Origin of the sequence: Paraclostridium sp. (assembly GCF_051657365.1) — a bacterium.
Classification (GTDB): domain Bacteria; phylum Bacillota; class Clostridia; order Peptostreptococcales; family Peptostreptococcaceae; genus Paraclostridium.
This window is the reverse complement of sequence record NZ_JBOFKN010000161.1, coordinates 42,135-50,633: the sequence shown is the minus strand read 5'-3', so window position 1 is coordinate 50,633 and position 8,499 is coordinate 42,135. Positions and strand designations below refer to the sequence as shown.

General features: G+C 25.6%; 13 protein-coding genes. 5 read left to right on the top strand and 8 right to left on the bottom strand.

What is annotated here, in order from left to right; all coding sequences use genetic code 11:
• A partial coding sequence (locus tag ACRCYC_RS12430) for a GNAT family N-acetyltransferase (RefSeq protein WP_438619462.1) occupies positions 1-502 on the top strand: 502 nt, incomplete at its 5' end.
• Between the two features lie 130 nt (positions 503-632).
• Here ACRCYC_RS12430 and ACRCYC_RS12425 read toward each other — a convergent pair.
• A complete protein-coding gene (locus ACRCYC_RS12425; RefSeq protein ID WP_438619461.1) occupies positions 633-1,397 on the bottom strand; it encodes a nucleoside phosphorylase in 765 nt (254 codons plus the stop codon).
• A gap of 168 nt (positions 1,398-1,565) precedes the next feature.
• On the opposite strand from ACRCYC_RS12425, the gene ACRCYC_RS12420 reads away from it, so the two are divergent.
• The 3 genes from ACRCYC_RS12420 to ACRCYC_RS12410 all read left to right on the top strand — a co-directional run bounded on the left by ACRCYC_RS12420 (position 1,566) and on the right by ACRCYC_RS12410 (position 3,367).
• A complete protein-coding gene (locus tag ACRCYC_RS12420) occupies positions 1,566-2,102 on the top strand; it encodes a GNAT family N-acetyltransferase (protein ID WP_438619460.1) in 537 nt (178 codons plus the stop codon).
• A 41-nt stretch (positions 2,103-2,143) separates the two neighbouring features.
• Positions 2,144-2,605 carry a GNAT family N-acetyltransferase gene (locus ACRCYC_RS12415; RefSeq protein WP_438619459.1) on the top strand — a complete coding sequence of 154 codons (462 nt, stop codon included), beginning with the start codon at positions 2,144-2,146 and terminating at the stop codon, positions 2,603-2,605.
• Between the two features lie 243 nt (positions 2,606-2,848).
• A complete protein-coding gene (locus tag ACRCYC_RS12410) occupies positions 2,849-3,367 on the top strand; it encodes a VanZ family protein (RefSeq protein WP_438619458.1) in 519 nt (172 codons plus the stop codon).
• A 31-nt stretch (positions 3,368-3,398) separates the two neighbouring features.
• Here the strand turns inward: ACRCYC_RS12410 and ACRCYC_RS12405 are convergent, their stop codons facing one another.
• Positions 3,399-3,914, bottom strand: coding sequence for a GNAT family N-acetyltransferase (locus ACRCYC_RS12405; RefSeq protein ID WP_438619457.1), 516 nt, complete (start codon positions 3,912-3,914; stop codon positions 3,399-3,401).
• A gap of 187 nt (positions 3,915-4,101) precedes the next feature.
• Positions 4,102-5,139, bottom strand: coding sequence for an L-threonylcarbamoyladenylate synthase (locus ACRCYC_RS12400; RefSeq protein WP_438619456.1), 1,038 nt, complete (start codon positions 5,137-5,139; stop codon positions 4,102-4,104).
• Between the two features lie 375 nt (positions 5,140-5,514).
• Between ACRCYC_RS12400 and ACRCYC_RS12395 the strand changes: the two genes are divergently transcribed.
• Positions 5,515-5,733, top strand: a complete 219-nt coding sequence (locus ACRCYC_RS12395) for a hypothetical protein (protein ID WP_438619455.1) — start codon at positions 5,515-5,517, stop codon at positions 5,731-5,733.
• A 55-nt stretch (positions 5,734-5,788) separates the two neighbouring features.
• On the opposite strand, the gene ACRCYC_RS12390 is transcribed toward ACRCYC_RS12395, so the two are convergent.
• From ACRCYC_RS12390 to ACRCYC_RS12370, 5 genes are all read right to left on the bottom strand, one after another.
• Positions 5,789-6,376: a hypothetical protein gene (locus tag ACRCYC_RS12390; protein WP_438619454.1), complete on the bottom strand. Its 588-nt coding sequence runs from the start codon at positions 6,374-6,376 to the stop codon at positions 5,789-5,791.
• 72 nt (positions 6,377-6,448) lie between these two features.
• Entirely contained in the window at positions 6,449-6,673 is a 225-nt protein-coding gene (locus tag ACRCYC_RS12385; RefSeq protein ID WP_438619453.1) for a hypothetical protein, read from the bottom strand.
• Positions 6,674-6,760: 87 nt separating this feature from the next.
• Entirely contained in the window at positions 6,761-6,931 is a 171-nt protein-coding gene (locus tag ACRCYC_RS12380; protein WP_438619452.1) for a hypothetical protein, read from the bottom strand.
• A gap of 69 nt (positions 6,932-7,000) precedes the next feature.
• Positions 7,001-7,819: a class I SAM-dependent methyltransferase gene (locus tag ACRCYC_RS12375; RefSeq protein WP_438619451.1), complete on the bottom strand. Its 819-nt coding sequence runs from the start codon at positions 7,817-7,819 to the stop codon at positions 7,001-7,003.
• 149 nt (positions 7,820-7,968) lie between these two features.
• On the bottom strand, positions 7,969-8,412 hold the full coding sequence (locus ACRCYC_RS12370) for a GNAT family N-acetyltransferase (protein WP_438619450.1): 444 nt from the start codon (positions 8,410-8,412) through the stop codon (positions 7,969-7,971).
• Positions 8,413-8,499 lie beyond the last annotated feature (87 nt).

Below are 8,499 nucleotides of genomic sequence, written 5' to 3'. Positions count from 1 at the left end.
TATAATACAAGGTAAATATTTAATTAAGCCAATAACACTTTCAAATTACAATGAAATTGAAAAGTTATATAAACTCTGTGATGATTATCATATAATGTGTGGTGGAAGAAAAGCAAATAAGAAAGATATAGAAGATATATTTACATATACAGAAAAGAAAACAATAGAGGATTCTTTAACCCTTGGTATTTTTGAAAAAAATGTTCTTATAGGTCTTGTAGATATATTTAAAAATTATCCAGAAGATAAAATATGGATGATAGGACTACTTTTATTAGCTCCTAATAAAAGAAATCTTGGTCTAGGTAAATTAATTCATACAGAAATAAAAAATTATGCACTGAGTATAGGTGCAAATTCATTTCAAATAGGTGTATTAGATGAAAATACAAAAGCTCTAAAGTTTTGGGAATCTATCGGATATAAAAAATTAAAATATACCACTATCAAACTAGGCGATGTAGATCATAAAGTAATTATTTTAAGATTAAGCTTGAAATAGTACCTTATTTTCAATGAAAAATTATCTATCAATAGGCACATTTTTTAATTAAATCCTGTACATAAAAAGTAATTTCAATTTTATGTACAGGGTTAATTTTTTTATAAATACTTTGAGGCATAAAGTCCAACTATAAATTTATAGCGCATTCTAACGCAACAGCCATATAAGTTTCTTTTTCACTTAATTCAGTATTTCCTAATCCTCTAGGTTCCCATTTTACTGCATCTAAGTTATCTGCTGAATATAAGAACTGAGCAAACTGTATATTTCTAAATTGTGCTACAGCTGCCATTGCTGCACATTCCATTTCTACAGCTATACAACCTTGATTTTTCCTATTATTTAATTTTGTTATAGTTTCTCTATATGGTGCATCTGTTGTCCATACTTTCCCCTTTACATATGGATAATTCAGTTCTTCTAAAGTATTTGTTATTGTTTTTATAGAGTCAGCTTGTAGCCCTATTTCATCTGATGAAGGAATGTAATGATAACTAGTCCCTTCATCTCTTATTGCACAAGTTGGAACTAATATATGTCCATTAGGTATATCTTTGCTTAAAACACCACAAGATCCAAATAAAACTAATTTCTTAATTCCCATTGCAATTATTTCTTCAAAATCAACAGTACATGCAGGAGCTCCAACTCTAGCTAAAAAAAATGCTACATCTATATCTTTATAGTTTATCTTATAAATTATATTTTCTCCATTTGCTGATTTCATTTTACCTATAACTTTTACATTTTCTAATTTTGAAAATTTTTCAATCAACTTATATGAAAATGTAGCTACAGCTACCTCTGGCATATCATCATTTTTACTTGCACAGTATGATGGTTCAATTATAGCACTTCTTTCATTATCAAACTCTCTTATCAATATACTCATATTTTCCCCTATTCCCCCTTATAATTAAATATCTTTCATCTTATATAGTATTTTTATTATTTTTATAATTATAGCAGAATACATAACTGGTCTCTATATTAAAATTTTATAGATTTCAATAGTAAGTACTGATAGAATTTTATTAAAAGCAATATTGGGGGATGGTATATGTATAGTTTATTCAATGAATTTATAGAAATAGAGTCTAGTAAGTATATTCTTAAGAGGATAGTTCATACCGATTCAAAAGATATTTTTGAAATGTACGGAAATGATGATGTTATGAAGTTTAACTTAGAACATAAAATAAATTCTGTAGATGAAACTAAAAATCTTATTGATATTATACATGCAGGATTTGAAAATAAATGGTTTATACGATGGGGAGTAATTGAAAAAAATACTAATAAATACATCGGAGACCTTGCTTTGCATCATTTTGATGAAAAAGAAAACAAAGTTCAAATTGGTTATATGTCAAAAAAAACTTATTGGAATAAAGGTATCATGAGCGAAGTATCTCAATTATTAATTGATTATATTAATAAAAACACATCAATTCAAATAATCGAAGCATCTATATATCCTGAAAATATAGCATCTATAAAACTTGCTGAAAAATTAGGTTTTCAATTTAAAGAGTTTTTAGAAGATAAAACTAATCAAAATAAAAGTAGAGTTATTTATTCTAAAAAATTTAAATAAACTATTCTCACTAAAACAATTATATTAGGGTGGAGGTACTTATGTATGAAATAGTTGATATAAGTCATAGTATAAAAAATGATTCAACACTAGAAATCCTCAAAGAAAGTATGTTTAATCCAACAGAAGAAAAATTGATACAAAGGGCTAATTTCTATGAAAACAAAAAAGGTATTGTTTCCTACGGGTATATTTATGATGATATTATTTTAGGTTTAATAGTTTTAGATACTACAATTAAAGATGAAATTATAATATTAGATATCGCAGTCAGAGTAGATAAACAAAAACTAGGAATAGGAAGTACATTGATAAATTATGTAATTCACCAGCTTAAACCTAAAGCTTTAGTTGCAGAAACAGATGATGATGCAGTTGATTTTTATAAAAAGAATAAATTTAAAATAGTTAATTTAGGAGAAAAATATTCAAATATCAATAGATATAAGTGTACATATTTTAATATGAAAATCAAAAATCTTATATTTCAAGATGTACTATAAAAAATATATTTATTAAGTTAACTTAAAACAATACTTTTTAAATTGAAAAAGAAAACGATATCAAATATAATTATTATTTAAAGGTCAACTTTGTCATATAAAATTAAATTTAATTAGGAGGGGATTGTAATTCAAATATTAGGACGTGATATTTTAATAAGCATAACTATTATAGTCATAATATTAATGCTACATGCTAAACGTAAAAATGAAAGGATAATTTCTTTATACAATATAGGAATTATGTTGTTTTCTTTATCTATGGTTATTATATTTTCCCTAACAGGTATATCTCCAATAAGTGGATTTCATCTTGATATAAAAATTAATGAAATATCTTTGATTCCATTCCAAGGTATTATTGAAATGTTTCAATCTGGTATAACCTCATATTGGATTATTAATATAATTGGAAATATAGTAATGTTTATACCGATTGGATTCTTAATTCCGTTATTATACGATAAATTAAATTCGTGTATAAAAGTAGTGTTATTTGGATTTGTAACTTCGTTAATTATCGAATTAACACAATTGTTTTTAATTAGGGGAACTGATATTGATGATTTAATACTTAATACAACGGGAGCATTGCTAGGATACTTGGTATTTATTATTTTCAAAAACATATTCAGTGGATTTACCGAAAAAATTGTTACACAATCAAAAACTGTTCAAAATAAATTTATTTTATTAGTAGGAATGCTAGTTCCATATATCGTTACTATTATATGTGGATTCTATGACAAATTTGTATTTTAATTTTATTAAATATCAAAGTCAGATTATTAATTTAATAATCTGACTTTGATAAATCAAGAATAGACATATTTTCTTCAATTCCAATTTCTTTAAATCCTGCTTTTTTATGCCCTCTTATCGCATATTCCCTTTCTAATGGGATAACATTTCGTAATTTTTTTATATCCAAATCATAAAATGCTGTATCTGCAAGCTTAGTTAATGCCTTTGAGCAATACCCTTTTCCTCTATGTTTATTTTCAATAACTATACCTATACGGTGTAAGTCATTTTGCTTGTCATAATAAAAACACACTTCTCCTAAAAAATCACTAGTATTACTATTCACAATATAAGCATAATACCTATCATTATTTTCAGAAATCCACTTAGCATACCATTCATACCAATACTTTTTAGAAAAATCAATACATCCAGTTTTATTATTATAGTTTTCTATTTCCAGATTATATTCTTTATTGTAAGACATAGTTTTTTCTTGTGATAAAAGTTTTTGCCTATATTCAAGTTCATTAAACGATGGAACATGTAAATGTAATTCGTTCATAATTAACATAGGTATTTACTCTTATTCTTTTGTTGTTGAATTAATCTTATTTTCTAAAACTGACAATATACCTTATTCCCTATTAATTTTTCAAAATACATATTACCCCTCCTCTTTCTGAATTAGTTTAAAATATAGTATTAAACTAATTCAATAAATATCCTCTAAAATATTAAATTTTATCAATCTATATTCGTATAATATTTCCTCCACTTGCTTTTTCTAATCTATTGATTATAGAACTCCCTAACCCATCATCATTTGGAGATTGAATGTAAACATGATTTACATTCAATAATTGGTCACATTCTCTAAGTAAGTCAAATATTTTTTGTGCTGCTATATTTAATATTTTAAAGCTACCTAAACTATATACAAATTGATATTCATTAAATTCACTTAAAAACTCCTGAAAACAAATTATAACATCATTATGATTTGCATTTTCTCTAATCCAATTAGAAGTATCTATATACGCGCCTTCAACTAGTGTTACAGGAACATCTGGTGCATAGTGTCTATATTTCATGCCTGGAGCCTTTGGTATATCACTATTACCTACACTTAATAACTCCTTTTTATATATAAGATTTGGAATTATGTTACATATTTCATCCACACTTACTGCCCCTGGTCGTAGAAGTATTGGGTCAGAAGTCGACATATCTATAATTGTTGACTCTAATCCAATTGAAGATGAGCCTCCATCTAAAATACAGGGAATTTTTCCATTTAAATCATTGTAACAATGCTCAGCACTAGTAGTAGATGGTTTTCCCGATAAATTTGCAGATGGTGCAACTAATAAAGTTCCACTTTCTTTAATTATAGCTCTTGCTATTTCACTTTTTGGAAATCTAACTGCTACAGTTTTCATTCCCGCTGTAACTAAATCTGATATACAGTCTTTTTTATTAAAAATCAAAGTTACTGACCCTGGCCAAAAAGCCTCAAATACTTGTTCTGCTTCTTTTGGAATATCTTTGCATATATCATAAACTTGTTCTAGTTTATATATATGTACCAATAATGGATTATCCTGAGGTCTTCCTTTCACCTCAAACACTTTTTTTATAGCATTTTCATCAAATGCATCTGCCGCTAATCCATAAACTGTTTCTGTAGGAATAGCGATTACTCCTCCTGATTGTAAAATACTTGCCCCCTCAATTATTTTTGCGTAGTCTTTATCTAAATCAAGTATCTTTAGAATCTTAGTATTCACTTTTCATCATCTCCTCTGTTTATTAAATCAATACTGCAAATCATTTAGTCTCAAAATTTTACTAGAACTAACTTAACCTCATATTTAATACTTCTTATTTTTCAGATAATAATATCATAAAAATAAAATAATTTGTATAAAATGGACTAACATATCTTTTTTTAGGAACAAACTCCGATTTATAAATAATCTTTCTTAATTTACATCTAAAAAATAAAAAATTATCTTTAATGCTTGTATCATAACATTCCATAATTATTTTAAGACTTGTTTATATTTCAGTTCCAAATTCATAGATTTCACTCCATTTAACTCTTTTAAAAATACAATAATGTTAAGATAAAACTAAAACTTAAAGGGGAAGAGGTAAGATCTATGAAAAATAAAAAAATAACTTTAGAATTGGAACACCGTTATTTTAATAAAAGGGATTTGAGTAATGCTACATATGAATACTTAGTAAATAAAGGCCATGAATGTTACTTAGTCGATGAAGATACAATAATTATTGATGGTAAAAAATATATGATAAATGAATGGAATATAAATAATATTGTTCCACTACAACAAGTAATTTTAAAATTAATGAAATAAAGCAGTATATATTAAAAATAGAGGTATTAATAATATATTAATACCTCTTCTAGCTTTATATTTCATCTATAAATTTTCTATACTTGCATATAAATTCCTCTATATTTCTTGATTTTTCCCAAATCTCTATTGCACTAGGATCAAGTAAATAAAGTATAGAATCATTTAAAAGCTCAACATATTCTCCATCTTCAGATCCGAGTGCATCTCTTCTAACTTTCAAGCCTTTATTTTTATAAAATTTTTCTGTTTCTCTATATAATTCTTCTCGTTTTGTTATATAATTTTTTACTTCATTATTTGAAATACTATAGGCATCTACGATTGTATCACCTTCTATAAAGGTTTCTTCCTTGGCTACCTTTCCATCCCAACTATGGATTTTTGTCCAATTAAAATATATCTCACCTTCATCTGGTATAAATGAAAACTTTGAAATAACATACAAATAATTATTATAATTTAATTCATAGTAATCAGGTATATCTTTGAATTTCATAAAATAATTTGTATAATCATTTAAAATAATTTCTTTTTTTACAAATGGAATACTTTCAATAAATTTATATATTGATTCTTCACTTTCAAAAACTCCTATATCATAGCTTTTTTCATATTGTTCAATTTTTAATAAATATGACATAAAATCTCCTTAGTTATAACTTATTTTATTTTTTTAATCTATTAAAATAATATTTTTTATGAAAATCCACTCCTAATGCATAAAATTCAAATCATATAATCCTATACCTAAATTGCCTAAGGCAAATATAATTGTTAAAAAAATCAAACTCAATTTAATATTTTTTGATTTACGTATTTTAAATCCTTCATAAGCTATAAGTAAAAGCATGATTGATAATATAATAAAACAATTAAAACTTAAAAATACTAAATATAAAATTAGAACTAAAATAGCCACTAAATTTTTATTATACATTTATAAGATCCCCTCTAGTTTTAAAATTGAATATATAGTAAAAAAGCCTATAAAATCCACTTATTTAAATTTTATAGGCTTTTTTACTTAAACCATTCTATGATTTTTTATATTCCTTTTTACACCATACTTATCAAGTAAATCATCCCATATATCTCCAAAACTACAACCTAATATTAGTTCAAAGATAATTATATAAATAGTATATATAGGTATTATAATTAAGTATTTTTTAAAATTTGTAAACATCTTACTCATTTTACCACCACCAAATTATATATTTGACTATATATCTATTATACAATACTTATTTAAAATAGATTTGATTTATTTCTGAGAAACAATCATAAAGTGAGGGCTCATTCCCATTATTTCTATCTCATGCTCTGTTATTTCTAATATATTTAACAATACATCTCGAGTCTTCATATCTTCCCATTTTTCATTTAAATCTGGAGTAAACCATATAGTCCCTTCTATAGCGTGTTTATTCAATGTTTTAAATCCTACAGTTTCAATTTCACTTTGTAACTGTAATGGAGTATGAAAATAAGCCTGTGTAATCAGATTTGGATACTCTTTTGGTCTGTCATGAATCCCTTCTTTTAATTCCCGTTCTACCATATCCACAAATGGCTTTTCAGTTAATAATTCATTTTTAGTTCCAAATGTAGATAATGCCCAAGTCATTGTACTAAACTTAGATATTCCTACTGAAAATAAAAGTCCACCTTTTTTTAAAACTCTATAACATTCATTTAATACTTTAAGTCGATCATCTATATTTTGTAAATGATATAAAGGCCCCATAAGCAATATAATATCAGCACTTTCATTATCTTTATCAATATTTCTAGCATCACATACTTCAGAAACAAAAGTATTGTAATTTGATTTAGCATACTCTACAGCATTTGGTGAAAGATCTAGCAAATAAACATTATTATTTTTACGTGCTAACCAATCAGAATAAATTCCAACCCCTCCACCAATATCGTATATTACATTTGAATCCTTATTTATGTATTTACTTAAAATTTGTTTTGTTCTATAAAACTCGATAACACCAAGCCCTCTCTCAAGTCGTCCTTTTTCAGATACTGAATTATAAAAATCCAATACCTTATTTATCATCTCTTTACTCATAAACATCCCCACCCCTAAAATAAGTTATTATAAAGTGTAGTGTAAAGTATTTCATATATCAACTTAACAATCAAATATATTAACCAAATCATATATTTTTCAACACTAAAAAAGAGCATCCAACCTTAATGCCCTTATTTATAAGTATATTAAAATTCTTTTTTTAAATATACCATATCAATTAATTGATTTCCACATTCATAAATTGGAGTATCATAATTATCTATAAAGAAATTTTCAACTCTATGAGACTCTATAAATCCACACTTTTGGTAAAAAGGTATAGTTAAAGGACTATCTCCTGTTCCTACATACATGGTATCACAGCCATTTTTAAAGTATTCAAAAATATGCTCAATTAATTTTTTTCCATATCCCTGTCCATGAAATTCTTTATATGTAGCAATATTTTTTAGTTCATAAACCCCGTCATCTTCTTTTGTAACTACACAAACTCCTTTTAAACTATCATCGTATATCGCAAACATAAATCCTCTTTCAAGATATTTATCAATCATATTTTCTTGCTCATCTGCTAATAGTAATAAATCCAAAAACTCCTTTTTATTTTCTTTGATTATTTCTACTTTCATTTTACCCCCTGCTTAATATGTTAATTTTAATATATAACTTAATTATAGCTAAATTCATAAAACAATCAATTCTTCAAAAAGTAAAGT

Coding starts and splice junctions, on each gene's coding strand:
- ACRCYC_RS12425 (WP_438619461.1), bottom strand. CDS start 1,397: ATGAGTATATTGATAAGAGAGTTTGATAATGAAAGAAGTGCTATAATT.
- ACRCYC_RS12420 (WP_438619460.1), top strand. CDS start 1,566: ATGTATAGTTTATTCAATGAATTTATAGAAATAGAGTCTAGTAAGTAT.
- ACRCYC_RS12415 (WP_438619459.1), top strand. CDS start 2,144: ATGTATGAAATAGTTGATATAAGTCATAGTATAAAAAATGATTCAACA.
- ACRCYC_RS12410 (WP_438619458.1), top strand. CDS start 2,849: ATGTTGTTTTCTTTATCTATGGTTATTATATTTTCCCTAACAGGTATA.
- ACRCYC_RS12405 (WP_438619457.1), bottom strand. CDS start 3,914: ATGAACGAATTACATTTACATGTTCCATCGTTTAATGAACTTGAATAT.
- ACRCYC_RS12395 (WP_438619455.1), top strand. CDS start 5,515: ATGAAAAATAAAAAAATAACTTTAGAATTGGAACACCGTTATTTTAAT.
- ACRCYC_RS12390 (WP_438619454.1), bottom strand. CDS start 6,376: ATGTCATATTTATTAAAAATTGAACAATATGAAAAAAGCTATGATATA.
- ACRCYC_RS12385 (WP_438619453.1), bottom strand. CDS start 6,673: ATGTATAATAAAAATTTAGTGGCTATTTTAGTTCTAATTTTATATTTA.
- ACRCYC_RS12380 (WP_438619452.1), bottom strand. CDS start 6,931: ATGAGTAAGATGTTTACAAATTTTAAAAAATACTTAATTATAATACCT.
- ACRCYC_RS12375 (WP_438619451.1), bottom strand. CDS start 7,819: ATGAGTAAAGAGATGATAAATAAGGTATTGGATTTTTATAATTCAGTA.
- ACRCYC_RS12370 (WP_438619450.1), bottom strand. CDS start 8,412: ATGAAAGTAGAAATAATCAAAGAAAATAAAAAGGAGTTTTTGGATTTA.